Annotated in this window: 20 protein-coding genes; 7 read left to right on the forward strand and 13 right to left on the reverse strand. The window is 52.3% G+C overall.

The window, feature by feature from the left end:
• Positions 1–130: 130 nt before the first annotated feature.
• From KDW_RS35015 to metH, 4 genes are all read right to left on the reverse strand, one after another.
• On the reverse strand, positions 131–571 hold the full coding sequence (locus KDW_RS35015; RefSeq protein WP_151757007.1) for a penicillin acylase family protein: 441 nt from the start codon (positions 569–571) through the stop codon (positions 131–133).
• Positions 478–2,580, reverse strand: a complete 2,103-nt coding sequence (locus tag KDW_RS16745) for a penicillin acylase family protein (protein WP_151757008.1) — start codon at positions 2,578–2,580, stop codon at positions 478–480. The genes KDW_RS35015 and KDW_RS16745 overlap by 94 nt, the downstream gene beginning before the upstream one ends.
• A 110-nt stretch (positions 2,581–2,690) precedes the next feature.
• Positions 2,691–4,112 carry a cysteine--tRNA ligase gene (gene cysS, locus KDW_RS16750; RefSeq protein WP_151757009.1) on the reverse strand — a complete coding sequence of 474 codons (1,422 nt, stop codon included), beginning with the start codon at positions 4,110–4,112 and terminating at the stop codon, positions 2,691–2,693.
• 542 nt (positions 4,113–4,654) lie between these two features.
• A complete protein-coding gene (gene metH, locus KDW_RS16755; protein WP_151757010.1) occupies positions 4,655–8,236 on the reverse strand; it encodes a methionine synthase in 3,582 nt (1,193 codons plus the stop codon).
• 929 nt (positions 8,237–9,165) lie between these two features.
• On the opposite strand from metH, the gene KDW_RS16760 reads away from it, so the two are divergent.
• Complete coding sequence (locus KDW_RS16760; RefSeq protein ID WP_151757011.1) at positions 9,166–10,338, forward strand: carboxylate-amine ligase; 1,173 nt, start codon at positions 9,166–9,168, stop codon at positions 10,336–10,338.
• 54 nt (positions 10,339–10,392) lie between these two features.
• Here KDW_RS16760 and KDW_RS16765 read toward each other — a convergent pair whose 3' ends face one another.
• A complete protein-coding gene (locus KDW_RS16765; protein ID WP_151757012.1) occupies positions 10,393–11,577 on the reverse strand; it encodes an aminotransferase class V-fold PLP-dependent enzyme in 1,185 nt (394 codons plus the stop codon).
• Between the two features lie 165 nt (positions 11,578–11,742).
• Here KDW_RS16765 and KDW_RS16770 point away from each other — a divergent pair, with 165 nt between their 5' ends.
• On the forward strand, positions 11,743–12,774 hold the full coding sequence (locus tag KDW_RS16770) for a homoserine dehydrogenase (protein WP_151757013.1): 1,032 nt from the start codon (positions 11,743–11,745) through the stop codon (positions 12,772–12,774).
• 8 nt (positions 12,775–12,782) lie between these two features.
• Here KDW_RS16770 and KDW_RS16775 read toward each other — a convergent pair whose 3' ends face one another.
• Complete coding sequence (locus tag KDW_RS16775; protein ID WP_151757014.1) at positions 12,783–14,432, reverse strand: mucoidy inhibitor MuiA family protein; 1,650 nt, start codon at positions 14,430–14,432, stop codon at positions 12,783–12,785.
• 436 nt (positions 14,433–14,868) lie between these two features.
• Between KDW_RS16775 and KDW_RS31815 the strand changes: the two genes are divergently transcribed.
• From KDW_RS31815 to KDW_RS35020, 5 genes are all read left to right on the forward strand, one after another.
• Positions 14,869–15,033, forward strand: coding sequence for a hypothetical protein (locus KDW_RS31815; protein WP_162005304.1), 165 nt, complete (start codon positions 14,869–14,871; stop codon positions 15,031–15,033).
• Positions 15,034–15,052: 19 nt separating this feature from the next.
• On the forward strand, positions 15,053–16,549 hold the full coding sequence (locus KDW_RS16780; RefSeq protein WP_151757015.1) for a zinc ribbon domain-containing protein: 1,497 nt from the start codon (positions 15,053–15,055) through the stop codon (positions 16,547–16,549).
• A 161-nt stretch (positions 16,550–16,710) separates the two neighbouring features.
• A complete protein-coding gene (gene mutS / locus KDW_RS16785) occupies positions 16,711–19,419 on the forward strand; it encodes a DNA mismatch repair protein MutS (RefSeq protein WP_151757016.1) in 2,709 nt (902 codons plus the stop codon).
• Complete coding sequence (mutL, locus tag KDW_RS16790) at positions 19,416–20,771, forward strand: DNA mismatch repair endonuclease MutL (protein ID WP_151757017.1); 1,356 nt, start codon at positions 19,416–19,418, stop codon at positions 20,769–20,771. Before mutS ends, mutL begins: the two co-directional genes overlap by 4 nt.
• Positions 20,768–21,184: a DNA mismatch repair MutL family protein gene (locus KDW_RS35020; RefSeq protein ID WP_151757018.1), complete on the forward strand. Its 417-nt coding sequence runs from the start codon at positions 20,768–20,770 to the stop codon at positions 21,182–21,184. The genes mutL and KDW_RS35020 overlap by 4 nt, the downstream gene beginning before the upstream one ends.
• A gap of 243 nt (positions 21,185–21,427) precedes the next feature.
• Here KDW_RS35020 and KDW_RS16800 read toward each other — a convergent pair whose 3' ends face one another.
• The 7 genes from KDW_RS16800 to KDW_RS16830 all read right to left on the reverse strand — a co-directional run bounded on the left by KDW_RS16800 (position 21,428) and on the right by KDW_RS16830 (position 26,295).
• Positions 21,428–21,655 (reverse strand): hypothetical protein, encoded by a 228-nt coding sequence (locus KDW_RS16800; protein ID WP_151757019.1) that lies wholly within the window; start codon positions 21,653–21,655, stop codon positions 21,428–21,430.
• A gap of 160 nt (positions 21,656–21,815) precedes the next feature.
• Positions 21,816–22,643, reverse strand: coding sequence for a hypothetical protein (locus KDW_RS16805; RefSeq protein ID WP_151757020.1), 828 nt, complete (start codon positions 22,641–22,643; stop codon positions 21,816–21,818).
• Positions 22,644–22,709: 66 nt separating this feature from the next.
• Positions 22,710–22,961: a hypothetical protein gene (locus tag KDW_RS16810; protein WP_151757021.1), complete on the reverse strand. Its 252-nt coding sequence runs from the start codon at positions 22,959–22,961 to the stop codon at positions 22,710–22,712.
• Positions 22,943–24,145: an MFS transporter gene (locus tag KDW_RS16815; RefSeq protein ID WP_162005305.1), complete on the reverse strand. Its 1,203-nt coding sequence runs from the start codon at positions 24,143–24,145 to the stop codon at positions 22,943–22,945. The genes KDW_RS16810 and KDW_RS16815 overlap by 19 nt, the downstream gene beginning before the upstream one ends.
• 145 nt (positions 24,146–24,290) lie before the next feature.
• Positions 24,291–24,515, reverse strand: coding sequence for a DUF951 domain-containing protein (locus KDW_RS16820; RefSeq protein WP_151757023.1), 225 nt, complete (start codon positions 24,513–24,515; stop codon positions 24,291–24,293).
• Positions 24,516–24,518: 3 nt separating this feature from the next.
• The gene (nadD, locus tag KDW_RS16825; protein WP_151757024.1) at positions 24,519–25,148 is read right to left on the reverse strand and encodes a nicotinate-nucleotide adenylyltransferase; all 630 of its coding nucleotides are present in this window, start codon (positions 25,146–25,148) and stop codon (positions 24,519–24,521) included.
• 82 nt (positions 25,149–25,230) lie between these two features.
• Entirely contained in the window at positions 25,231–26,295 is a 1,065-nt protein-coding gene (locus tag KDW_RS16830) for a mechanosensitive ion channel family protein (RefSeq protein ID WP_151757025.1), read from the reverse strand.
• Positions 26,296–26,302 lie beyond the last annotated feature (7 nt).

Raw genomic sequence — 26,302 nt, forward strand, 5'->3', positions numbered from 1 at the left:
TACATGCGAACAAGCCTCTCATCAAGTGATGCAGAGCCTGTGACTCACTCTTGCTACTCACATGTCCCTAGTATAGACCCAAATCTTCAAGAAACCATCACAGATTTGTAAAGTTTGTTTAGGGATTTCCTTACAACTTTTTGGGTTGTAAATACATTTTCCCTTCCGCCTGTTTTTTGATCTCTTCTTGCTGATAAAGCATAGGATGCGTTTCGCCGTTGCGCCAGAGGGCAATAAAATCATCATAGTGTTTGCTGGCGGGATGACCCGATTGTCCTGGCGCATGGATCGAGCGTGAGGCGGAAAAATCTTGCAGGTCGATGATCTGGCGATAGGATGGGACGACCAGCACGTTTTCTGGCTCAGCTGAGTTTGCTGAACCTACATTGATGGTATCGCCATCGCCACCGACCGGGAAAGGACCGCGATTGAAAAATGACTCCAGCGCTTTGACTGTTCCCAGCGGGTGGGTGTATTTCATTGTATGGATTGCTCCATATTGCCAGCGTAGGATATTGCCGCCCAATCTCTCTTTGAGTTCCTCCAGCGTGCCTGCCAGTGCTCTTTCCATGGCAACCTTCCAGGTGGTGGGTCCATTGGGAGGACCGAATTGGCGAACCAGCTATCCTGTTGCTCACGCAATAAACGCAGTAGTAGTGGACGCGTACGGCCAGCGTACCCGTTCAGGGTGCCCAGCGCACTGATACTTTTGCCCAGATAGTTATGTAGCAAGTCCTCATCATCTCCCAGGACGGCATCCAGCACCAGACGTTCTAGTTTGCGCACAAACGTGCTATAGAGGCTGGCCCCGATACTATCAGGTCGCAACTGGTAATCCCAGGTCTGCAGAATCTCCTGGGCCGCGCGTGCCATCGCGTTGGCAGGCTCTATTTGTAGTATGTAAGGAACGATCTCAGCGGCGGGTAAGCAATACTGATCATGTTGAATCTCTGCCATGTCTGCGACCGTCAACTTTTTCTTACTGGTTAACAGATCTTGAATGCGCTGGGCGCGATAGCCGTTGAGCCATTCGTGGGTAATGTAGTAGGGATAGTCGTCATTTACCACTCGATGGTTGGCCGTCACCAGGAAGTGTTGGTCAGGATTATATGTGCGCGGCAGTTCTTCAAATGGAATTCTTCCAGTCCATTCGTATTCACCGCTCCAACCTGGTACTGGAACGATAGATTGGCCTTTGGCGCGGATTGGAATATTACCGGCCATGGTATAGCCGATATTCCCGGCATTGTCCGCATAGACAAAATTCTGCGCTGGCGTATCCCAGCTACGTAAAGCATGCTGGAATTCCTGCCAGTTTGAGGCGCGATTGATTTGCCGTACAGCGGTCAGTAATGTTCCCGCTTCCAGACTGGTCCAACGCAATGCCAGTGGCAGTTCGGTGAGCTCGCCCTCGGTAGTCTGAGCCTGCGAAATGGCAGGGAGATGGGTAATGATAGGACCATGGCGCGTTACCCGCACCTCTTCCACTACTGGTTGTTCGTTCCCCTTGACCAGGATCTCCTCGCGGATAACCTCGGCCTCGGCCCACTGACCACGAAACTCATACTGGCGTGGATTTTCAGGATTGAACTTCTCGACATAGAGATCCTGCACGTCTGAGACAGCGTTGGTGACGCCCCAGGCGATATGTTGATTATGTCCGATAATCACACCAGGCGCGCCTGGAAAGCTGGCCCCGGTCACATCCAGGTCACCAGCTATCAGATGACATTCGTACCAGATCGAGGGCGCGGCCTGACCCAGGTGTGGATCATTGCAGAGCAGGGGCGCGCCACTTTCCGTCATAGTGCCATCGACGACCCAGTTATTGCTACCACCCATAATGCTAAAACCGCTCAGCGTCTGAAGCTGTTCGTATTGTTCGAGCAGTCCCAGGTTGATGCCCTGGTAGGCGACGCCGGGAGGAATGATCAGTGGATGCTGGGGATCGTAGCCAGCCTCGAGTTTCACGGCGCGTTCGGGTCCGATCTTGGAGATGATGCGGGCACGAATCAGCTCGGTTTCCCAGTTACCATTCAGGCTCCAGGCCTGGACTTTTCCCCATTGCAGGGTATCGGAAGGCTGCCAGGGTTCAGGCTGGTAACCCAGGATGGTGAATTCGACGGAGAGTTTGTTTTTGTGGTGGGTAATAAAGCTGTTGACGCCCCGGGCATAGGCCTCCAGAATGTGGCGGTCGTGGTCAGGTAAGGTGGCTGTATCAGCGACAGCAGCTCGGTGCATACCCAGACGACGACTAAAGCGGTCCACTTCCAGCGTCATTGGTCCCAATATCTCAGAGAGGCGACCAGCGCCAATACGGCGATGCAGATCCATTTGCCACAGGCGATCCTGGGCGTGTACATAGCCCTGAGCAAAATACAGATCATCTTCATTGGCCGCATAGATATGCGGAACGCCATAGGGATCTGTGACCACTTCAACCGCTTCATGCAAGCCATCCAGTTGAAATGTCCCGTTTTTGGAAGAAAGTTGGCGGTGCGTCACTAGTGAATACATGCCACTGACAAAACCGGTTGCCGCACTGGTCTTCGTCAGGTTTTTACGCCATCTGGATGCCATGGGTTTGTCCTCCTTCGTTGGAAACAGACCATAAAAGAAGTGCTGAGTAGCAGCGAATAAACTCGTAAGGCGGATGACTACCTGTCTGGTACATCATCCGCCTTTGTATTTTACACCAATTGGGTTCCTTTTGGCGTATCACGGACTTCAAAGCCCATATCTTTCAACGCATCCCGTAATCGATCGGATTCCTTCCAGTCGCGGTTGGCGCGGGCGGCATCGCGCTGGCGTACCAGTTCCTGGGCCTCGTCGCTGATCGTGACGGGAGCCTTTGGACTAACCGTATCCAGGCGCAGTCCCAACACACGATCAAAATCCAGGATCAGGTGGCGGCGCTCGCCTGGCTCGATCTTATTGGAACGGGCCGCTTCGCGGGTAATGCTGATAGCGATTGGCAGATCCAGATCATTATTGATGGCTTCATGGAATGCCTCCAGCTGTTTTTGTGCTTCTGCCGACCACGTTGTGGGTGCCTCAGTCACAGGCAGGTCGGCGATATCCGCACGCAAATTGTTCAACGCGTTTTGCGCGGCCACAATCGAGTCATCGGTGAAATTCAGTTTTGAGCGATAATGGGCCGTCAGCAACAGGTAGCGATAAGCCATAGGCTCGATGCCGCGCTCTTTGAGCGAGCTCAGTAACAGCACATTACCAACGGAGCGTGACATCTTGCTATTGCCAAAATCCAGAAACTCGCTATGCACCCAGTATTTTACAGGCTGTTTTCCGGTGGCACCCTGACTCTGAGCGATCTCGTCCTCATGATGGGGGAAGACCAGATCGATACCTCCAGTGTGGATATCGAATTGTTCGCCCAGATATTTGGTAGCCATGGCGGAGCACTCGATGTGCCAGCCAGGGAATCCGAGTCCCCATGGACTCTCCCAATTCATCTGGCGTGACTGATCACCATGTTTCCAGAGCGCGAAGTCCTCTGTGTTTTGTTTGTCCTCCGCTACCTCCATCTGAGCGCGCCCATGGCCGCCGGCACGTAGATTCTCCACGGTATTGCCGGACAGTGCACCATAACTTGGGAATTTATTCACTGCATAATACACACTACCATCACTGACATATGCCAGACCATTCGCGATCAATTTTTCAGTAATTTCAATCATTTCATGAATATGATCGGTCGCCTTTGGCACCATATGTGGTGGCAGGATATTCATCTCATCGCTATCTTGCAGATACTGCTCTGTATAGTGGGCTGCAATCTCATAGGCTGAACGGCCAGTCGTGCGGGCCTCATGTTCCAGCTTATCCTCGCCGCCGCGTGCATCATCATCCTCATGTAGATGGCCTACATCAGTAATATTGCGGACAAGATACACATCATAACCGTTATATTCCAGCATCCGGCGTAGCCAATCTGTGGTAGTAAACGTACGCAAGTTCCCGATGTGGATATCTTTATAGACGGTTGGTCCGCAACCATAGATGCCCACTTTTGGAGCGTGAAGCGGTTGAAAAGGACTTTTTGTGCGCGTCAATGTATTATAGAGGTAAACTGGTTTGTTTGTTGTTGCCATGAGCTATTTCTCCTCTAGATGCGTTGTATTTATGCTTGTGCTTGTGCTTGTATTCGTGTTCTAGATGCATGAATCGTGCTTGTATGGTACGAGGTAGTAGCTCAGACGGAAGACGTGTGGGGGAGCGATGTATCTGGCCTTTGCGTTGGAGGACACGCCAATACGTTCACAGAGGGCTGAGCTACCGCTTGATGCTGCCTCCGTGAACGCATAGACAGGTGCAATTGTGCATTCGAACGTTCACAAGTCACTCCAACATGATCTGAATTTATTGGCTTAATTCATTTTCAGTATAACACATAAACCCGGATCAGTACAGAGCCTCGTACCGGTGTAGCGGCAGCGCTGGTCGCTGCGACCCGTTCACGTCCGAGTAAGCAACCTCCACGCAACGGCGCCTTCACGGCTGCCTCCGTTGCACGTACAGATAGGTGGCTTTCTTATACGTGAAGGGGGGCAACGGCAAGCGTTCCCGCTACGTGGGGGGCCAGTGAGTACGTCCACGGGTCGCAGCGGCCAGCGCTGCCGCTACGACGGGATATTTATACGCCGATCGTTTCTTCGTTTTGGACGCGGATGGCGAAGTATACGGATTGTGGATGGTGGACGACCATCGCGGCTGTTGATTGTTCTGGGACCAACTGATGAGCTTCGGTGAGATTGACGCCGATGGTCTGTTCAACTGGTAGCAGTTTAAACAACTTCTCGTGGTCGGTCAGGTCGGGTATGGCTGGATAGCCCCAGCTATAGCGACGGCCGCGTTCACCTTCCAGTTTGAGTTCCTGGCGCACGATGCGATTGGTGTATTCAGCTAGTCCCTCGGCCATCTCAACGGCCAGACCATGCAGGAAATAGGATTCTGAGTAGTTACCCTGATCCTGCAGGGCCTGGATGGCCACGCTGGCCTCGTCGCCCATCGTAACCACTTGTAGCGGCAGCACATCTACCAGACCACTCTCAACTGAGGCAAAGTAGTCTGCCATACATAGTTTGTCGTGCTCTGTCTGCCTGCGGAACACAAAGCGTGTTACTTCTTTTCGCTCGCCTTTCTGCTGATACAGATCTGGATCATATACCAGTAATTCGTTGCCGCTGGACTGACAGGGATAATAGCCATAGACGGCTTTGGGATGTAAGGTGCGTTGCTGACGGGCTTCGCGTAGCATGCGCTCCAGGCGCGGCTTGAAGTCCTGTTCAACCAGGCGCGTGAACTCTTCGCCGTGTGTTTTGCCGCCCCAGTGCAGGCGATAGAGCGTTTTGTAGTCCATACAGACCGCGACATCTTCCAGTCCGATTCTTTCAAGCATTCTCGCGCCCCAGAAAGGAGGTGTTGGCGGTGCTGTGACCGGCTTGATGCTGCTGGATGGCGTGGCCAGTTCTGTCGCGCTGGTGGTTACCACCTCGGCAGGTTTGGCGTTTTTCTTGTTCCGCTCATCGATGGCCTCGTGCTGGATGCGCTGTACGAATTTTTGATGCTCTTCCGTCGATTTCGTCAGCTTATCCACGATATCCAGACCTTCAAATGCGTCGCGGGCATAGAAGACACCTGGCTCATAAGGATTCGGGGTCGAGTCGGCCTTCTGCTCATCCACAAAGAGGATGCGGCGTCCAAACGAGCGGTTGATGGCGGCCCCACCGATGATGACCGGGAAGGAAAGATTGCGTTTATGCAGTTCCTTGACGCACAACGGCATCTGCTTGGACGTACTGACCAGCAGGGCTGAGAGGCCAATTACATCCGCCTTAACCTCGATGGCTTTTTCCAGAATGGTGTTGAGGGGCACCTGTTTGCCCAGGTCGTAGACGGTGTAGCCATTGTTGCTGAGGATGGTGTTGACCAGGTTTTTACCGATGTCATGCACATCTCCATAGACCGTGGCCAGGACGACCTTGCCTTTGGTGTAGCCTTCCTGTTTCTCCAGATAGTTTTCCAGATGTGCAACGGAGCGTTTCATCACTTCGGCCGATTGGAGTACAAAGGGTAGGATCAGTTCACCGGCACCAAAGCGGTCGCCGACATCTTTCATGGCGGGTAGCAGAACGGTGTTCAGTACATTGACGGCGGCATCATTGTTGTTTACTTCCATGCTGGTGGCTCGTTCGGCCACAACCTGATCGATCAGTGGCTCAATGCCTTCTTTGCGGCGATGCAGGATTTGCCAGTGGATGCGTTCTGCGACATTCATGCCTTCCGTGGGATCAACCTTGTCGTTGCCCTCATTTTTCTGGGGTCCATGGCTCTCAAAGTAATTGATATAGTTGGGCAAAGCCTCCGGTCGATTAAAAATCAGGTCGTCCGCTAACTGGCGCTGTTCGGCATCAATCTCAGTATACGGCGTGATATGGGTTGGATTGACGATGGCCATGTCGAGTCCTGCCTTGACGGCATGATACAGGAAGACGCTGTTGAGGACTGCGCGGGCATGTGGTTTCAATCCAAATGAACCATTGCTGACGCCCAGGATTGTCATGACGCCTGGTAGTTCTGCTTTGATTTGTTTGATCGCATCCAGCGTCTCAATGGCGGCTGTCTGCAACTCTTCCTGTCCGGTGGTAATCGGGAAGGTTAACGGATCAAAGATGAGTGAGTTGGGTGAAAGGCCATACTCATTGACGCAGATATCATAGATCTTATGCGCGATCTCGACTTTGCGGGCAGTCGTTTTGCCCATGCTGATCTCGTCGATCGTCAGGGCAATCACGGCTGAGCCATGCTCAATGGCCATCGGTACCACGTTATCGATGCGTTGACGGCCCATCTCCATATTAATAGAGTTGATCATGACGCGGCCGGGCGCAATTTCGAGTGCGGCTTTGATCACATCGGCCTCGGTACTATCTATAACCAGCGGGGCTTCGTTACCCATCGAAAGCTTTTTGACCAGGGTCGCCATCTGCACATCTTCATCGGTCCGCTCGGTCAGGGCAACCTGCACATCCAGTACATGGGCTCCGCCCTCAACCTGTTCACGGCCAATGGCCAGCAGGGTATCATAGTCATCCGCCAGCAGTGCCCGTTTGGCTTTACGGCTTCCAGTGGCATTAACGCGCTCACCGACGATCAATGGGGCTGGATCCTGTTGGAGTGAGATCGCACGGATGCCGCTGGATAGGAATGAGGGCGTGATCTGCTGGAAATCCTTCTGGACGATATTGTTGTCCGCAATCGGACGAGGCTGGCGTGGAGCATTGCGACAGGCTTTGACGATGGCGCGCAGATGCTCATGACTGCTGCCACAGCAGCCGCCAATAATATTCACTCCGAACTCGGTCACAAAGTCCAGCAGCGCCTGAGCCATGGGTTCGGGCTCCATCGGATACACGGCCTGACCATTGACATTGAGTGGGATACCGGCGTTCGGGATGGTCGAGATTGGTAAAGGGCAATTCTCGGCCAGGAAGCGCACCGGTTCGCGCATATGCTCTGGTCCGGTGGCGCAGTTCAGTCCGATGATATCTACGCGCAAGCCGAGCAACGTCGTCATCACTGCGGCGATATCGGTACCCAGCAACATGCGGCCACTGGTGTCCAGTGAGACCTGCGCTTGAATAGGGACCTCGCGGCCAACTTCTTTCATGGCCTGGCGTAGTCCAGTAATGGTGGCTCGCACCTCAAGAATATCCTGACTGGTCTCGATCAAGAAAACATCGATTCCGCCCTGGAGCAGGCTGGTGCCTTGCTCGCGGAAGATAGCCACCAGTTGTTGATAGGTAATGTTGCTGAGCAATGGATCGTCGGAGGAGGGGAGCATGCCGGTGGGACCGACCGAGCCGGCGACAAAGCGGGGCTGTTCGGGTGTACTGTAGCGATCGGCCACCTTGCGGGCCAACTGGGCGGCAGTAAAATTCACCTCGTGGGTCAACTGACCCAGCCCATATTCGTCCAGCTTTAAGCGACTTGCGGTAAAAGAATCGGTCTCAATGACATCACAGCCCGCTTCCATAAAGCCCGTATGGATTTCTTCGATTACGGATGGTCTGGTCAGGACCAGGTATTCGTTACAGCCTTCCGTCTTTTCACCGCCGTAGTCTTCTGCGGTAAGTTGATAACGTTGAATATTAGTGCCCATGGCCCCATCATAAATTAAAATATGTTGGGCCAGTGTATCGAGAAATTGGCTCATGTATCCTCCGTACTGCTGGGGGGATAAGCGGTGTTTGCTCCCCGGATGACGCTGCATATAGAGTCAGGCGCTGATGAAATCAGATGAATTGTTTCAATCCAGGCACGGAGCGCGTTTCTTGTGGATGTAAACTACTGCCCTATCCATAGCAAAACACAATTGTCACGCGTCAGGGCATGACAACCTGTAGTCACTTCTATACACCCTCTATCTAGTCGTTTGTCAAACATCAAATGATGGGAGAGCGGGGATGCAAGGGGCGGCAAGCCCCTTGACTGGGGACCGGGGGCTGTGCCCCAGAATCCCCCCCCATCCCGCCCGCGAAGCGGGCGCACAACCCACCAAATGATGGAGAGTGGGGATGCAAGGGGCGGCGAGCCCCTTGACTGGGGGATCGGGGGCTGTGCCCCCGGAATCCCCCCCCCCATCCCGCCGCGAAGCGGGCGCACAACTCATCAAACGATGGGAGAGCGGGGATGCAAGGGGCGGCGAGCCCCTTGACTGGGGGATCGGGGGCTGTGCCCCCGGAATTCCCCCCCCATCCCGCCCGCGAAGCGGGCGCACAACCCATCAAATGATGGGAGAGCGGGGATGCAAGGGGCGGCGAGCCCCTTGACTGGGGGATCGGGGGCTGTGCCCCGGAATTCCCCCCCATCCCGCCCGCGAAGCGGGCGCACAACCCATCACACGAAGTTTGACAAAGTACTGGCCTCTGGCCAGATAGCAAATATCTCTTTGGAGTATAGGTGTTATGGTGTATTATAACATGTGTTGCGAACAAATAGAAATTCATTGTTTCGGGTGTTGCAGCTTTTTGTCAACCCTACGTGAGGTTGACCCGGATAAATCTGTAATGTAGAGTCTTAACCTTCTTTCTGCGCGTAACAATAGTAAAACTATCAACTGGATTTTGAGAGAGGTGTTGGTATATGACCAATCGTTTTATGCTTGGTATTGAGGAAGAGTTCCAGTTAGTTGATGTTCGCACAGGGAAGCTGGCCTCACGGGCTCAGAGTATTTTAGCTAAAGGCGCTCCAATTTTTGATGAGCAGATCAAGCCAGAAATGTTGCAATCGGTGCTGGAATTTGTCTCGCCTGTCTTGCCAGATATCGGCGCGGCCCGTATGGAGTTATATACCTCGCGTGCGCTACTGGCCAGGATTCTGGAGAAGGAGCATCTGGCCTTGATCAGTGCCGGTACGCATCCTAGCTCTTCATGGCAGGATCAGAAGCCCACCCCAAAGGAACGTTATCGTGAACTGGAAGAAGAGTATCAGGATGTAGCTCGCTCAATCTTGATCTTTGGCTTGCATGTACATGTATCCATAGCCTCAAAAGAGCTTGCGGTCAAGGTCATGAATCAGGTTCGCACCTGGCTACCACAGATCCTGGCACTATCATCTAATTCGCCATTCTGGAATGGCCGTATGACAGGCATCAAATCCTATCGCTCGGTAGCCTGGAAGCGTTTCCCACGCAGTGGGACGCCAGATGTGTTCAGAAATCAGGCGCACTTCGATGGTTTTGTCAACGATCTGGTCGAGATGGGCTGTATTGATGATGGCAAAAAGATCTGGTGGGATATTCGGCCCCATCCCTTCTTTGATACCATCGAGTTTCGTATCTGTGATATGCCTGGTACCATTGAGGATACCCTTGCGCTGGCCGCGCTTTGTCAGGCCCTGATCGCCAAACTTTCTGCCATGGATGAACAAGGCAAAGATGTTCCGGTGCTGTCGCGTGATTTGATTGATGAGAACAAGTGGCGTGCCATGCGCTATGGCCTGGATGCCGAGGTGGCAGATTTCGTTGGACGCCGTCGCCTCTCTATGCGGGACTCCATTCGTGAATTGCTCGACTTTGTCGATGATGTGGTAGATGAACTGGGGAGCCGCAAAGAGATCACCTATATCCGTACGCTGCTGGATGATCCACAGGGAACTGGAGCCGATCGGCAGCTGGCTATCTATGAGGAAACCAATGACGCGGATAAAGTCAGCCAGTTTCTGATCGAGCGAACGATGCAAGGTGTGCAACTCGAAGACGCCAGCTTATACGATAAATTCATCCGCTTCAAGCCGCAAGAAATACTGCCTCAGTGACATGGTCGAAAGGGCATTCTCCTGCTGGAATGCCCTTTCTTGCTGGTCCAAGTATTAAAAATCTGCCAGTTGTGCAATGGCTGAGCTAAAGCGTGTGAGCTCTTCGGGCGTATTATAATAGTGCAATGAAGCTCGGACCATGGTGGTTAATCCACGTGCATCCATATCCAGCAGGGTCGAGTTACGCACAGCCACCGATACATTAATCTGCTGTTTCGCCAGTTGCTGTTTGATCTCCTCAGGCTCAATTCCCTCGACTGTGAAGGTCACGATGCCGCATTGCGTAACGCCCCGATCCCGTACAATCACACCAGGAATAGGACTCAACTGGGTACGCAGATTATAGGACAGGTCTTTAATGCGACGCCAGATGGCATCGATGCCCCAATCCATGGCATAGTCGATGGCAGTAGCCAGCCCGATTTTACCAGCGTAATTCGTCTCCCAGGTCTCAAAGCGGCGTGCATCCTTACGAATCTCATAGCTTTCCGGGGAGGTCCAGTTAGCGGAATGCAGATCCAGAAATACTGGTTCCATCTGCTCAATCCGCTCGCGACGTATATAGAGGAAACCTGTGCCACGAGGACCGCGCAGATACTTGCGGCCAGTGGTAGAGAGGATATCGCAGCCAATCTTCTGCACATCAATCGGCATCTGTCCCACTGATTGACAGGCATCCACCAGATAAAGGATGCCAGCCTCACGTGCAACCTTTCCGATCTCCGCGATTGGATTCACCAATCCACCGCTGGTTGGTACATGGGTAATCGAAATAAGCCTGACGCGCTCATCCAGCATATTGCGCAGAGCCTCGACCGAAACCTGTCCATAGGCATCATCTGGAATCGCCTCTACCACCGCTCCAGTCTTCTGTGTCACCTGTAAATACGCAATATAATTGCTGGCGTATTCCGACATCGACGTCAAGATACGATCCCCGGCCTTAAAGGGAAGTGCATAAAAAGCCATATCCCAGGCCCTGGTTGCATTCTCCATAAAGGCAATCTCATCCCGTGAACAATTAATCAAGGCCGCAGCCGCATCATAGGCATGTTCAAGTACCGCCTGCTGCCGCTCAACCGCTTCATAGCCGCCGATCTGTGCTTCCAGTTGTAAATGAGCCACTGTGGCCTCCAGGACTGGTTGTGGCATCAAAGATGAGCCCGCATTATTCAAATGTAGAATGTGCTGGCTTCCTGGTGTCTCCTGACGTGCCCGCTCAATATCAAATAAAGCCATAAGTTCCCTCCCCTTTTTTCTCTATTGTAGCAGACTACTCATCTATTCTCCAAAGCTTGAAATGTCAGATTGAGAAATGAGAATGAAGTGGATTTTTATACTTGCCAATGTGCTTGATAACTCATATGCTAAAACGAGTGGATATATTTTCAAATAGGAGTGGCGATGAAGACGTATAATCTTTGTCTTTTAGGCTTTGGGAATGTTGGGCGTGCGTTATTGCGCCTGTTGCAAGAGAAAACCGTTGAGCTGCGTGAGCGCTATGCGATCGAGTGGCGTCTGACCGGTGTGGCCACACGTCAGCTGGGATGGCTGGCAGATCCCGCAGGACTGGATGTTGCGGCTCTGCTTGATGGCGGTGTTGAACAGATTGCGGCCTATCAGGATGTGCGTGGCTGGCTGGCTGCGGCCCGGGCGGATGTGTTGTTTGAGTTGACCTCGCTGGATGTAGCGACCGGCCAGCCGGCGATTGAACATATCCGGGCGGCGCTGGAACATGGAGCGCATGCTATTACCGCCAACAAGGGTACGGTGGTACATGGTTATCAGGAGCTGTCGGAACTGGCGCGCAAGCAGCAGCGGCGTTTTCTGTTTGAGGCAACGGTGATCGGCGGGGCCCCGATTTTTTCGCTTTTTGATACCACGTTACCAGCCGCGAACCTGTTGCGCTTTCGTGGGTTATTGAATGCGACCAGCAATGTCATTATCGAGGAGATGGAGCGCGGCAAAAACTTTGCGGATGCAGTCAGGACTGCTCAGGAGCTAGGCATCGCTGAGACTGATCCAGCGGCCGATGTAGATGGCTGGGATGCGGCGGTCAAAATCTGTGCGATCTCCACGGTCTTGATGCGTAAGCCGATTACGCTGGAACAAATCGAGTTAGAGGGGATACGTAACCTGAGTGTGGATCAAGTGCAGGCAGCTCGTGCAGCCGGAACTCCCTATAAACTGGTTGCTCAGGTGGAACGGCTGGAACAGGGTGTTAAGGCGTTTGTGCGACCTGAGCCTATCGCTGCTGATGATCCACTGGCAGGTGTTACAGGCGGATCGCTGCTGGCCCACTTTGAGCTGGATGTATTGCCAGGCTTAACGGTCAAGCTGGATGTGCCGGATAAAGGTCCCGCCGGACCTCTCGGCCCGGCGGTGACGGCGTATGACGTGCTGGCCGATTTTATTCGCGCCGTCCAGCAGTCATAAAAGATCTGTTAGGGCAGACCGACGACATGTAGATTCTGCGGATGCTCGACGATAAAGCGATATTCGATGATATATTCGCCATTAGCCGGCAAGAGTTGTTCCCAGGTTAAGAGTTCTAACTTGGTGCGCTCAACCGGCTGGGGTGTGATAGTCTGGACTCTTACTTTGATGCGCTCATGTTGTGGCACAGGAATATGGTCCTTAATCACCACCTTACGCGGGCTGGTGGCATAGTTATGGACGGTAATCCGGTAAGCATAGGTGCTGCGCCGGATATCCCCTTGTAAGAGGTTTCCTTTATCCACGGAGCGCTCAATTGGCTCACGTTTAATTTTCAGGCTATCGTCGATGCCCAGGAAGATTTTGAATTCTTCTCTGGCAGCGGTAAAGGCCAGTTTGGTTGTGCCGACATACTCGGCATCCAGGAAAATGCTGGCCTGTCCCTCTAGCAGGATGCGTTCGGTGGTGTTGGTGATCGTTGCTCGTACATGAGCATTGGTCTCAAGGGCTGGCGCGCTGACATAATCAAAATCCGCTGGCAAATCATCGCGGGCAATGGTTGTCTTGTGTGGTGAGTTGTCCGAGGGAATATCGATCGAGCGTCCAACCCGGAAGACCAGGGCCGTGCCACTGCGTTCAACTGTAGCCGTAGCTACCTCTGCCTCGACCGGAGCCGGTAGGGCTTCCTCTGCCAGACTTTGCATTTCCATATCGCCGGTGATGTCCATGCTTGATTTTCTGGCCATGGCCATTGGTCTGGCGCGGGAGACACTGGCACCAAAGGCCGGTGCCGCGCCCGGGACTGCCAGGGGACGTGGTGGCGGTGGATTATACTCTTTAAGATACCAGGGTTGTAGTTCTGGCAGAATAGCGGCCAGGCTGGGCCTGGCGGTCGAGAGTGCCAGTTCAACTTGATCCCAGTTTTCGCCCGTGGATTGTTGGACCATACCAATGTAGGTCAGCTCAACCCGGCCCCGGTTCTGCTGCTCATCCATATGGACACGGATATCGTATTGTGGATACCAGGAGGCGTTGCGAACCAGATAGGAGATCTCTACTTCAAGTTCACCTGGCTGAGCCAGTTCTACCAGGATCACGGCCGCCTGACGATCGGTGCCGGTATCATTGCCCTGGCGCTGATAATATTCACGCTGTTTGGCATCGATCTCCAACTGCAATTGCTGCATCTGTATCTCAAGCTGCAATGCCGCCTCGGCATCTTGCGTCGTCTGTGTGGACATAAAACTGAAAAAATCAGAGCACTCCTGGGGCTTTATCTGGCCACGAGCCAGTCCACGCGCAAAATCTTTCGATTGTTCGCCCAGGGAGCGGAGCCACTGCCGCCGATCATTCAATGCATCTTGTCTGGACTGAAGTAGTCTGTATTGTTGTTGCAGCTTCTCCAGTTCTGTTTGAAGGTGCGCAAAGTCCTCTTCAGGGGGCCGTGGATAAAAAGCAGTTGTAATATCTACATTCAGGATCCGTGTGCCTTCTGGTCCTCGACCTGAAGCACGGAGCGAGTCACGCAAAAACTGCGGCAAATTATTCACACGGATCTCATGCTCACCTGCCTCCAGTGTGATTTTTCCCTGGCGCGTCACCAGCGCCCGATCGGAATAGACCGTGACGGCCGTAATTGCTGCGGTAATATCATCCATATATGCATGCCTTCCCTTCCTACCGGTCAAATGTATGAACCTTATTGTTGCAGCGTATCAGGTTTGTATGCAGAAATAACTTTTTTTGATAGAGTACATTATAAAGTCGCGTGGTGAGTTATGGCAATGGTGTACATCGCGACCGGGCGGTATTGATGGTTGTTTGTTTCAGAGCTACACTATGAAGTACGCAGTAGAGCCTGAAAAGTTTTGCTCAATCCTGCATTCTTTGACATGTTCAGAGTATATATTCCTTTTGAGCCGTAGCCATCTATCGATGCCGTACAAACAGTACCACCTTTTGACAGAAGGGGCTTTAGCCAGCCGCAAACCGCCGTCTCTTTAGAGCGTGCGGTTAGGAGTGTTCAGGCTTTAGCCAGAAACTTGTTCTGGTAAATCTCTTGCATGTATGTAGTAAATATAGTATAATTACTACATGAGCACACCAGAATATACAACCACTCGTATATGGGTACAAACATTACGAACACTCAAGCTCGTTGCTGCCATGAGCCAGGAAAGCATGGTCAAAGTCATGGACAGACTGGTACAGCAAGAGTTAGCACGCCTCAAAGAGCTCGAGGCAAAACAGATGAATTAAAGGAAGGAAGAAACCAGGGATGGCAAAGGCAACCACGACCATTAAGCAGGTTTTAAATTACCAGCCCGCTCATGTCGCGTGGTTTGCTGTCAACCAGGTTCTCTTTAATCAGGTCGCGGCTTTCTATTTTGATGTTATCCAAGCGCATATCAACGTGCTGGATCACTCCAGCAAAGAAGCACTTACCATTCTTGAACAGCTTACTCATACCACAAAAAGCAACCCAACCCCGGTCATGCCTCTTTCAGACATGGCAGAAGACGTTCCTGCCTATTTTCGTCGAGCGGCCATTCATGCGGCCCTGGGTTGTGCCCATGCTTTTTACGCTCACCTTGAGAAATGGAGGCAGCGCAAAGAAAAAGCCAGAACGCAGGGGAAAAAGTTCTATGAACGTCCACCCGTTCCCCCGCGTTCTTGGAATAAAGCAGTCACCCTTTATCAAGGGATGTGGAAAGAGCGTACAAGCTCCTCTCTCATGATCAAGGTCTGGACAGGGACCTGTTGGAGTTGGATCAAAGTTCGCATCACCGGGCGTGCGTTACCTGCTGGTCGTGAGTTGGGAAGTCCTCAACTCGTTCAAAAGGGAAAACAGTGGTGGTTACATACTCCTGTTGAGAAACTCTTTCAAAGCCCTGGAAACATCGAAAAACAGGTGACCACCAATCCAGGCACAAAAATCTGTGCAGTAGATCTGAATATCAATGAACATATCGCTGTGTGTACGATTCAAACGGTCGAAGGTACGATCCTTGCCACCAAATTTATTGGTGGTGGCAATGAGATATCCGGCTTTAGGAAGTGCCAGCTTGGACGTATTGCACGCAACCGATCTCAGACAGGGATCATAGCAGAGGGCGAACAAGATAATGTCGACCTCTGGAAGAAGATTCGCCAGGTGGATGAGCAGGCTGCTCATCTGATTAGTGCTCGCATTGTTCAGTTTGCCAGGCAGCATGAAGCGACCATCGTGGTGTTTGAGCATCTTGGCAATTTGAGACCTGCCAGGGGCAAGTATAGTCGACGAGGCAATACCAAACGGGCCTATTGGATGAAGGGACGTATCTTTACTTACGCCAAATATAAAGCGTACACTATGGGCATGGTGACCAGTCGAGTGAGTCCAAGAAATACCAGTCGAGAGTGTGCGTGTTGCCGGAGCCTGATTGCCCGTTATGATACAGGCAAGCCAGCAGAAGGGTATACCCCTGGTGCTCCTTTAGCATTCTGCTTTCAGTGTGGAATGAAGGGCAATGCAGATCGCAATGCCAGTCTGGTCATTGGTCAACGTTTACGTGCACGCTATCACCCAAAGGAAAAGCCTCAAGCTCTTCGGAGGGTATCGAAAGATACAGGTGTTGCTCTTTCCCAGGACGCCAAATGTGAAGAAGGACCATCTATTCTTTTAGCAGGGCATGGAGAGAGTAACGAGCATGGCACCGCTCAAGATGGGGTGTTCAGGATGGATGAACACGCATCAGATATTCCTCACCAACTACGGTTTCCATTTGAGTTGTAGCTATGCTACGTTTTCTCAAGAAACCGACTATGTAGGAGTGTCAAGTAGCTGCAGGGGGTTAACCCTGCGGAGTGTCACAAGCTGAAAAGAATACGGTAATGTACAGACGTTCGATACAAAAATAAACGTCTATCTTTGTGTTATGTCGAGGTGTGTTGCTCATGACGAGTTTGAGTCCGGCCCGCAAACAGTATCTTGAATTCAAAAAACAATTTCCCGATGCCATATTGATGTATCAGGTTGGAGATTTTTTTGAGACTTTTGATGAAGATGCATATACGACTGCCCGTGAATTACAAATAGTGCGTACAACCCGCAGCTATAGTAAAGGTAAAGAACGGGTTCCTCTGGCCGGTATCCCCAAACATGCTTTGGATAATTATATTGGCAAATTGATTCAGCGTGGGTATAAAGTAGTTATATGTGAACAGACCTCAGAATTACAAAAAGGGCAGGATGTTGTAGAGCGAGCAGTGACACGTATTTTGACGGCTGGAACCCTCTCTGAGCCTAATCTGTTGCCGGCCCGCCAGAACAATTATCTGGTCGCTATCGCTCCCGGCCGCACCCAGACTGGTCTGGCTTCAGTGGATGTCAGTACAGGCGAATTTCAGGTCACATGGTTTACTCCCGATGAACTACCAGTGGCATTGGACGCTGAATTGCAGCGCCTGGCTCCAGTTGAGTGCTTGCTCGTTGAGGGAAGCAACGCCGAAGACTATCAATTCCCCTCCAAAAGTATGACCGTAACCCATTGTCCTGCCTATTTTTATCAGCAGGAAGCCGCTCAGACCCGGCTCTGTCGTCAATTTGGTGTGCAATCCCTGACCGCCTATGGCTGCGCCAATGAGCCTCAGGCGATCGCGGCGGCCGGGGCCATCATCGCTTATGTCGAAAAAATGAATAGCGCGCTCCTGAGCCTGTTAACCGCACTGAATTCTTATAGTACGAAGCACTTCATGATTCTGGATGCCCATACGCAACGCAATCTTGAGCTATTACAGGGCACACGTAGTGGCTCGCTTCAGGGAAGCCTGTTAGGGGTGTTGGATCGTACGATTACGCCTATGGGGGCGCGCCAGTTGCGGCGCACAATTACGCAGCCTCTCCTGGATCTGACAGAGCTCAATGGACGGCTGGAATGTATCGAGGAGCTTTATGAGAGTCCGGCTATTCGCAATCGCTTTACCATGTCCTTACAGGAACTGGGAGATTTAGAGCGCGTCTCGGGCCGTATTCGTCAGGGAACGGCGGTGCGCAACGAGGTTCTGGGTTTACGCGACTATCTGGCAGAGCTACCAACGCTGCGGGATCTGTTGCAAAGTTGCGAGTCCGAGCTGTTGCTGGCGATTGCAGACGAGCTTGATCCCTGTCCCCAGGTCAGTGAACTGATTCAGCGCTCCCTGCTGCATCCTGATGAGGAACTGGATGAAGGGGATAATGGTCGGCTGATTCGGCCCGGCTATCATGCCGAGTTGGATGAATTATTTAACTCGATTCGTGATTCGCGCCGCTGGATGATCTCATTAGAAGCCCGCGAGCGTCAGCGGACTGGCATCAAGGCGTTGAAGGTCGGCTTTAACAAAGTTTTTGGCTATTATATTGAAGTCAGCAATGCGAACCTTAAACTGGTGCCGGATGATTATATGCGTAAGCAGACGCTGGTCAACGCCGAGCGCTATATTACGCCGGAATTGAAGGAGCATGAGGCGCGCATTTTGAGCGCGGTTGAGAATATTGAGGAACTGGAGCGCAGTATTTATGCTGATGTGTTGCGTCAGATCGCGGCCTTTTATCCTCAACTGATGACCACAGCGCACGCGGTAGCCAGAATCGATGTTTTGTTGAGTCTGGCCGAGGTAGCGGCTCACCAGGGCTATGTGCGTCCGATGCTGGAGCAGGGACATCGGCTAGATATCGTGGGAGGGCGGCATCCAGTGGTTGAGTATACCCTGGATGGTGATATGTTTATTCCTAATGATACGCACATGGAAGCAGCGGATGGCGAACGTATTTTACTGTTGACTGGTCCGAATATGGCTGGTAAATCCACTTATTTACGCCAGGTAGCTTTGATTAGTTTGCTGGCCCAGCTTGGGAGTTTTGTACCGGCGCGTAAGGCTCAGATTGGTCTGGTTGACCGCATCTTTACCCGCGTAGGTGCTGAGGACGACATTGCATCTGGTAAGAGCACCTTTATGGTTGAGATGGAAGAGACCGCGACCATTATCAACCATGCCACCAGCCATAGCCTGATTATCCTGGACGAGATTGGACGCGGCACCAGTACCTATGATGGTCTGGCGATTGCGCGGGCCGTAGTTGAGCATCTGCACAATGAGGTTAAGGCGCGTACCCTCTTCGCGACCCACTATCACGAACTGGCGGCGCTGGCCACTGAATTATCCCACCTGCGGGTGTATACCGTTGCCATCAGTGAAGATGAGGCCGATGGGATTGTCTTCTTACATCGCGTCGTTCCTGGTTGTGCTGAACGCAGCTTTGGTGTACACGTCGCCAGACTGGCGGGTATGCCAGGCTCGATTGTGCAGCGTGCCGAAACAGTGCTGGCACAACTGGAAACCAGCCAGCCTGGTGGGGGAGCTTCCTATAGTTTATCTCACGATACACTTCAAGTAGCCAGGATTGCTGAAGCTGATGCGGTGTACAAACCGGCACATAGTCAGTCGGCCGCATTTTCATCAGTCTACTGGCAGAGCGAGGCGGCCCGGCGCATGGCCGAGGCTGTTGAAAAAAATGGCCGCGAGCCCTCACTGGATGAGATTGATGTCCAGGCGATCACGCCCCTGGATGCGCTGAACTTATTGTCTTTATTGCAACAAAAGAAAAAGAATATTTCGCATATATGAGTCAGTTTTTGCATACGCTCATTGAACGTCCCGCTTTTGTGCGTACACCATTACATGAACTGCCAACCGCAGTCGCCGAGCGCATCGCGGCCGGAGAAGTGATTGAGCGTCCAGTCTCGGTGGTTAAAGAACTGCTTGAGAATGCCCTGGATGCTGGAGCGCAGGATATTCGCATCGAGATCCGTGGTGGGGGACTGCGCTTGATTCGGGTCAGCGACGATGGCTATGGTATTCCTGCCAGCGAATTAGATGCGGTGTGTGTGCGCCATACGACCAGTAAAATCGTGTCTTTTGAAGATCTTGAGCATCTGGCCACGCTGGGCTTTCGTGGTGAAGCCCTGGCCAGTATCGCGACAGTAGCCGAGGTCACTATTCAGAGTCGTGTTCGTGGGAGCGGTGATGAAGATCCAGCGTACTGGATTACCTGGCGCGGTGGTCAATTGCAGGAGCGTGGCAGACGCGCGCGTCCCGAGGGTACCACGGTGACAGTTACCGATCTCTTTTATAATGTGCCGGCGCGCCTGAGCTATACACGGGCGGCTCGCACCGAGAACGGCCATATCGTCCAGCTGGTGCGTCGTTATGCGCTGGGCTATGCTGGCGTACGCTTCTCGTTGGCTCTGGATGAACATATGGCGGTACAGACCAGTGGAAGTGGAAATCTGGCGACTGCTTTAACGGAAATCTATCATCTGGCGCTGAACGAAATGGTCCAGGAGATCCAGGCGAGCGATGGGCAACACTATGTGCTGCGCGGCTATCTCGGTAACCGTGTGCTTGCCCAGAGTAGTCGGCAATATATCAATCTCTTTGTTAACGGTCGCTGGGTACAATCGCGCATTTTACAGGATGCGTTGGAGCGCGGCTATCGTAGCCTGCTTCCCAAAGGCAAACATCCCCTGCTCGTCCTGTCGCTTGAAGTGCCAGCACACGAAGTCGATGTTAATGTGCATCCAGCCAAAACTGAGGTACATCTGTTGCAGGAAACTGTGATCGCTGAGGCTTTAACCCGGGCAATCAAAGGTGTGCTTGAACGTAGTCCAGCCCTGCCAGAAGCCGTGCAATTTCCCGGACCAGTCCTGGCTAACCAGCGGCGTTTACCTGGCCCACGCCGCCGTGGCTTGCATGTTTCTGAATCCGCTGAAGGCTATCGGGCCGAGTCCGCAGTTCCAGGTACCGCTGAAGTTATTGCCAGCCTGCGCCCCCTGGCCCAGTTACAGCAAGCCTTAATCCTGGCCGAAGCCACTGATGGTAGTCTGTATCTGATCGATCAACATCGCGCCCATGAGCGTGTGATCTATGAGCATTTACGCAGTACCTATGCTGGGTTCCAGATGAAGAGCAGGAGATGAATTCTCATCTCCTCCTGGAACCGGTGATCATTGAAATGAAGCGCTTTGAAGCTGAGCTCCTGGAGCAGCGCTTGCCCGTGTTGCGTGGCCTTGGCATCGAGTGCGAGCGCTTTGGTGGACGTAGCTTCGTTATCCGCTCTGTCCCTGCGGCCGAAGGGAGCGAACAGCTTGCTGCTCATCTCCAGGAATTGGCCGAGATTGCTGCCGAAGACAGTACCGATTGGCAGGACCATCTTTTGATCGGGCTTGCCTGTCGCTCAGCGCTCCGACGTGGCCGTGAGTTAGGTGCTGGTGAGCAACGAACCCTGCTCAAAGCCCTGACCAGCGCCGCTGCTCCCGCGGTCTGTCCACACGGTAGCCCCATCCTGCTCCACTACAGCCGCACCTTCCTCATCGACAAATTCGACTGGTAACCCCCATAATCCCATCGTACCGGCAGCCTTCACGGCTGCGACCAGTTCACGGCCGAGCAAGCAACGCCAACCACGCCACAGCAGAAGCCACCAGTTCCAGTCAATAAACTTGCATACATATGAGAAGCATGCAGGCCATGAGCGATACGTGCTCAGTCATGGACCAGGCCTACTGGGGAACCTGCTTGGACGCGAACAGGTCGCAGCTGCAAGCGCCAATACGTTTCGTTGAAGGAGATAACCTCAACAGTATGGCGTGGCGTCGTGTACGTGGAGAGAGCGCCACACGCGGAGGCCGCACTGCTGCGTTTGCGCAGGCCAGCGTGCAAGAACGACGCGCAGTGCTGTGGCGCCTACACGGATCGTGTGTGCCGTGGCCTGCTCGCGCAGCAACGTGGTGGGAGATCGCGTGGATCCTTCTCGAAGAGGATCACGAAACAGGATCCGTCTCGGTGTAGGCGCCACAGGCATGCGATGCTCGTTGAGCACCTCGCTCCACGAGAACGCCGCATGCCGGCCTACGCGTGTGGCGCCCACTCCACGTATGATTCGCTGTTTTTCTCCATAATGTTTTTTATGGTCACAAAAGCGCTTAAACGAAAAGTATTGGCTGCAAGCGCTGCCAGTACACTTAATGTCTGACGAGGCGTACAAGGGCTTCGGCGATGACCAGGAAGACAATATCCAGGGCCAGCAGGATACCAAGGGCGAAGTCGATGCGCGATGAGATAAATGTTGCCACGATGAGTAGCTCATTGAGCCGCTGGGCATACCAGATGGCTGCCAGGAATATTGCGAAGATAATAAGCATGCCAAGTACAAACCAGCGCGCTCCGTGCCAGTCTTGATGGCTGGGCCAGAGTTCGGAGGTTACTGACAGAATCAGGTAAGGAGCGAAGATCAGCGTCCAGAGCGGCCAGCCAGTACGAATGATATGCCATTGCTGATGGAGACCATCAAAGGGAATATCCCAGATGGTATAGCCGGTAGCGGCCCAGTAGAGAAAAATAAAAACTGCGATGCCGCCGAAGAGGGGGGCGACACCACTAAAGCCGTCTCCTATATAGCTCATCAACCGTCCCTGCGGTCGAACATATTGCACTTCTCCCAGTTGTAGCGACTGTGGTCCATTGCGGCGAATCACGCGTCCGTTCGCTCCGCGTGGGGTGACCGGCTTGATACGGAAGAGGGTGACGCTGGTAATGCGAAATCCAAAGGGTGAGAAGAGGAGGACAACCAGGGCGTGGCTGAGTTCATGGACTATCACACCGGGTGCGTTGAGCCAGAACCAGATCAGCAAGCCTTTTTCGCGCATCGTGCGATAGCCGAACTCATCGACGCGCCGGCGCAACGCTTTGCGTGTCATGCGTAACAGGCTAAAGAGAACAAATACCCCTGCAATAATGAGCCAGGGTTGATAGGGAGCGATTTGCTCCATCAATTGGGTCTCTTGTGACATTTCTCTGCTATCCTCACTTTGTTCTCAATGGTCTCTCTTCTCGAATCGTACGCACATTTCTATGTCTCAATCAATGGTTTGTGGCTGGTTTAATTCCAACAGTTGTTTGGCTGCGGCGGTTAGCTCTTCGCTACTCTGCATCTGGCGTGCTAATGGATGCTTACGTTCATAGTAAACGCTCCAGATACCGAAAAGCAGGATACTGGCTGACATCAGGTAAAGCACCCGGTCGATATGTAAGATATCGATGAGCGCGCCGATGGATAAAATAATCGGAATAGACCAGGCATTGTACAGGACTAATTGCAGAGCCAGCACACGACCTTTGATCCATTCGGGGTCAGCTCCTGCATTGCGGTCTGAGCTGGAATATTCACGAAATCCAGTGCGACGCCCGCGATAAACATACAGATACCGATAGCTACTAATAGCAGTGGTCCTGTATTCCAACCCCGAGGATTTATCCATTGCGCAAAGAGGGTGATGCATGGTAGCAAGAGCGTCGCCAGTACCAGTCCCAGATTTCCGATCAAAACTGTGCGTGGTTTCCCTAATCTTCTGGCAAATCTGGGTAGGATGATTGAACCAAGTACCAGTCCGACACCGGCTGGTGCAAAGACCAGGGCCATTAAATTAACTGGCAGTAGCAGTAGATGGGTCACGATTGAGGGCGCGATCTGTCCGATAACCAGGATCAGTACACCGGCAAAGGATAATTGAATGACTGCCAGTAGCAGGGATTTGCGCTCACGAATAAAGCTCCAACCTTGCTGCATCTCGCTTTTCATATTATTGATGATGCCGAGCGTCTGGCTGGTCAGATCTGGAGCAGGCTCTGATTTGTTTTCGTTGCGCTTGACCAGTCCCGATCGGGGAATGGATAAAATCAAGCCTGCACAGACCAGATAGAGGAATGCGATGGCGGCATACAACTGGAAATATGCATCGAACTGTATATGAAATAGGGTAATGGTCGGCAGTAAGCTGATGGCGATCGGAGCCAGCAGGACATACCCCACGGCCTGTGAGATCATAAAGGTGATGTTGAATAGGGAGAGCGCTGGCATGAGTTCGTCTTCATCAACCAGCATGGGAATAGCCGAGCCCTCGGCGGGCGTAAAGAATTGTCCGATGGCTGAGGTGATAAAGGTCAGTAGATACAATAAAACCAGCATACCACTGCGATTCGCCAGCAGGAGGACTGCAAAGACCAGCGTGACAAGTGCCCGCAAGCAGTTGCTGACCCACATGACCCGCCGTTTATCCATGCGATCGACAAAGACACCCGCCGGGGCGCCGAAGAGTACAGCGGGCACACTGAAACAGATGACGGCGAGGCCGATCATCAGCGCGGAATGCACGATACTGTCGATCAATATAATCAAGGCGTAGTTGGTCGCGTTGAAGATGGTCATGGAGATAAGTTGAGCCAGCCAGAGGCGCAGAAAGTTTCGTTTCTTAAAAAGTGTTAAAAAGCCTTTATTCGATTGGGCTATTGCCATTATGCCATATCCTTGTCGTGCATGCTCGTAAACAGGCATGCAAAATAATTCCTTTTATAAAGCTGAGTATACAGGGATTTGGCAGGAAGATGCAAGTGGCCGTTGACCTTGAACACTGATTTTAACTAACCGCCAACTCCGCTGGCTATTCTTCGTCAAATGGATCCAGTTCGGTGCGTGGGAGCGGTGGGAGCACCTGTTTGACGCGGCGTTCAACCTCTGAACGTGGCAAAAGGATACGGCGGCTACATTTTTCGCAGCGTAGCCCGATATCTGCTCCTAAGCGTACAATTTCCCAATCGAAGCTGCCGCAGGGATGTTTTTTGCGGAGGCGCAGGCGCTGTCCTAATTCAAAACGCATTGGTTGCATAGTTTACTGACTTTCTGTCGATGTGTGATAGAGGTTGTGGGTCAGGATATATTCTTCGACCGCCTCAGGCACTTGATATTTGATTGGTCTCTTTTCAGCAATGCGGCGGCGCAGATCAGTTGAGGAGATATCCAATTGTGGGATAGGTACCAGGCAGACTTTTTGCATCAATCCAGGCAGGCGTGTCTCCAGTTGTTGATTGTTGATAGGACTATCCTCATAACCCGGGCGATGTACCACTACCAGACGCGTCAACTGCGCTAAAATTTCAGCTGGTTGATGCCAGTCAGGAAAATCTTTCAGGCTATCCCCACCGATTATAAAGGATAGCTCAACATCGGTTCCCCATTCCTTCCGCAATAAGCGTAGTGTATCCACCAGGTAAGATGGTCCTGGACGATCCAATTCGACCAGCGAGATCGTAAAGTGGGGATTAGAGGCGATGGCCAGTTCAACCATTGCCAGGCGATGCTGTGCCGCCGCCTGATGGCGGCCAGCCTTGTGGGGAGGCTCGCCGGCAGGAATAAAAATCATCTCGCTCAAATTCAAGGCCACCCGTACCTCCTCCGCCATGATCAGGTGTGCATGGTGGATAGGGTCAAATGTGCCGCCCATTAAGCCGATTGATCGCATACCTGTTTATTGCTCCCCTGTGTGTTTTCATATCCTTTTGTCTCAAAGGATTTTATCATAGAGACTTGATTTAAGATAGAGCTTAGATTGGTTCTTTGACGCTAATATCCGCAGTGGGAAAAAGGTTATGCAGTTCATACACCACATGCGAAATATCGATGATCTGCCCGGTCGCGACCCAGAAGCGTATCTGTAATGAGATCTTGCTATCCTCATAGCCATTGACCATGATCACCGGTTCCGGTTTGGACATCACTTCTGGATATTCTTTGAGTAACTGCATGATCTTGCTGGTGGTCTCGTCACGCTCGAAATTTTCCTGTGGCATGGTAAGCATCAGGATCGAGCGGCGCTCACCGAAGTGCGTATTGTTGATGACGGCGTTGCTGAAGATAAACAGATTGGGAATGCTAACCTCCTCGCCGCTTGTCAGGCGCAGCATGGTGGCGCGTAACTGGATATCTTCTACCTTGCCAATGTAGGTGATCACACCAGAGGTGATATTAATCTGATCCCCGATATAAAATGGACGCTCGACCAGGATATAAAAGCCAGCGACCAGATTCTTCAGGATATCTTGAAAGGCGACCGTGATCGCGACAGTAAATGCCCCCAACACGGTAACTGGTATCGCCACGGGAATATTCCAGACCGAGAGTATAAAGAATCCTGTGATAGACAGCACGACAATATACAGCACGCGTGCGAACAGCGTGCGCATATTGATATCCATGCGACTGCTTCCCAGGCTTCGTACCATCATGGCCCGTAACGTGCGCGCGATACCATTGCCCAGTACCAGGATTAGCATGGTCTGGGTCAAACTCCAGGAGAAATTGATTGCTAGCTGGGGATTTTTAATAATATTTTGTTGTAGCGCCATTACGACGAACGACGCATTAAAGATTGCGACCGCGCCTACTACTCCCAGTAAGATGGGAGTCACAATGACCAGCACGCCCAGCGTCTGGACAATCCAATTGTCCAGCACCGTTTTTCGCAAGCGCCGAACCAGTAGCCGTCGGAGCAAAATACCTAATCCAATGGAAGCCACAACTGTAGCAATACCAAGGGCGATATTAATAGTCAGACTGACGTCGTATATCGTTTGTGGCCCTACGGCCACACTATTGATAACTTGCATCATATGAGAT

This window comes from Dictyobacter vulcani (assembly GCF_008974265.1).
Lineage (GTDB): Bacteria > Chloroflexota > Ktedonobacteria > Ktedonobacterales > Ktedonobacteraceae > Dictyobacter > Dictyobacter vulcani.

Excerpts from the sequence above, each read along its gene's own strand:
- cysS (WP_151757009.1), bottom strand. The coding sequence starts at position 4,112 with ATGGCAACAACAAACAAACCAGTTTACCTCTATAATACATTGACGCGC.
- KDW_RS16760 (WP_151757011.1), top strand. The coding sequence starts at position 9,166 with ATGACCAATCGTTTTATGCTTGGTATTGAGGAAGAGTTCCAGTTAGTT.
- KDW_RS16765 (WP_151757012.1), bottom strand. The coding sequence starts at position 11,577 with ATGGCTTTATTTGATATTGAGCGGGCACGTCAGGAGACACCAGGAAGC.
- mutS (WP_151757016.1), top strand. The coding sequence starts at position 16,711 with ATGACGAGTTTGAGTCCGGCCCGCAAACAGTATCTTGAATTCAAAAAA.
- KDW_RS16745 (WP_151757008.1), bottom strand. The coding sequence starts at position 2,580 with ATGGCATCCAGATGGCGTAAAAACCTGACGAAGACCAGTGCGGCAACC.
- KDW_RS35020 (WP_151757018.1), top strand. The coding sequence starts at position 20,768 with ATGAATTCTCATCTCCTCCTGGAACCGGTGATCATTGAAATGAAGCGC.
- KDW_RS16830 (WP_151757025.1), bottom strand. The coding sequence starts at position 26,295 with ATGATGCAAGTTATCAATAGTGTGGCCGTAGGGCCACAAACGATATAC.
- KDW_RS16775 (WP_151757014.1), bottom strand. The coding sequence starts at position 14,432 with ATGGATGATATTACCGCAGCAATTACGGCCGTCACGGTCTATTCCGAT.
- mutL (WP_151757017.1), top strand. The coding sequence starts at position 19,416 with ATGAGTCAGTTTTTGCATACGCTCATTGAACGTCCCGCTTTTGTGCGT.
- KDW_RS16770 (WP_151757013.1), top strand. The coding sequence starts at position 11,743 with ATGAAGACGTATAATCTTTGTCTTTTAGGCTTTGGGAATGTTGGGCGT.
- KDW_RS16780 (WP_151757015.1), top strand. The coding sequence starts at position 15,053 with ATGGCAAAGGCAACCACGACCATTAAGCAGGTTTTAAATTACCAGCCC.
- KDW_RS16805 (WP_151757020.1), bottom strand. The coding sequence starts at position 22,643 with ATGTCACAAGAGACCCAATTGATGGAGCAAATCGCTCCCTATCAACCC.
- nadD (WP_151757024.1), bottom strand. The coding sequence starts at position 25,148 with ATGCGATCAATCGGCTTAATGGGCGGCACATTTGACCCTATCCACCAT.
- KDW_RS16815 (WP_162005305.1), bottom strand. The coding sequence starts at position 24,145 with ATGGCAATAGCCCAATCGAATAAAGGCTTTTTAACACTTTTTAAGAAA.
- metH (WP_151757010.1), bottom strand. The coding sequence starts at position 8,236 with ATGAGCCAATTTCTCGATACACTGGCCCAACATATTTTAATTTATGAT.
- KDW_RS31815 (WP_162005304.1), top strand. The coding sequence starts at position 14,869 with ATGAGCACACCAGAATATACAACCACTCGTATATGGGTACAAACATTA.
- KDW_RS35015 (WP_151757007.1), bottom strand. The coding sequence starts at position 571 with ATGGAAAGAGCACTGGCAGGCACGCTGGAGGAACTCAAAGAGAGATTG.
- KDW_RS16800 (WP_151757019.1), bottom strand. The coding sequence starts at position 21,655 with ATGCCTGTGGCGCCTACACCGAGACGGATCCTGTTTCGTGATCCTCTT.
- KDW_RS16820 (WP_151757023.1), bottom strand. The coding sequence starts at position 24,515 with ATGCAACCAATGCGTTTTGAATTAGGACAGCGCCTGCGCCTCCGCAAA.